This is a genomic window from Paenibacillus sp. Dod16 (assembly GCF_049893405.1).
In the GTDB taxonomy this organism is placed as follows: Bacteria; Bacillota; Bacilli; order Paenibacillales; family Paenibacillaceae; genus Paenibacillus_AQ.
The window spans coordinates 1-387 of record NZ_JBNDYG010000148.1 but is presented as its reverse complement, the minus strand read 5'-3'; the positions used below and the strand labels follow the sequence as shown (position 1 = coordinate 387).

The 387-nt window shown below is 39.0% G+C and carries 1 protein-coding gene; it reads right to left on the bottom strand.

Annotation, left to right across the window (positions count from 1 at the left end):
* Positions 1–293 (bottom strand): HTH domain-containing protein (locus tag ACPV3A_RS37840; RefSeq protein ID WP_426205029.1); only part of this gene is annotated, 293 nt, incomplete at its 3' end.
* Positions 294–387 lie beyond the last annotated feature (94 nt).

Sequence of the window (387 nt, the reverse complement as noted above, 5' to 3'; positions counted from 1 at the left end):
AAAGGTCTACCTGAGTTTCCCTTACGTGTATCTGTAAGTCCATCTAACCCACTGGTCGTGTATGCACTCTTCCAACGTTTTGCAGCCTTATTTACACGAACCATTCCGAGGATTTCAATGTCAAAGCCGCAGGACTCAAAGATTTCTCTCGGTAGTCGACCTGACTCATATTCTGCAATAAATAAGCGTTTGAATTCATCTGTGTACGTAATACTCTTTTGACTTACGCTTTTCACATACGGATTGGATTTTATCTTGTTCACATCACGTTGACTAAATAACTTAATACTCATGGTTTTCTCCCCGAATTTTATTTCCTTAAGTATATAGAAAAGTACCCCGTAGAGTAGACCTTTTTTAGGTGTCTACTCTACGGGGTACATTTTA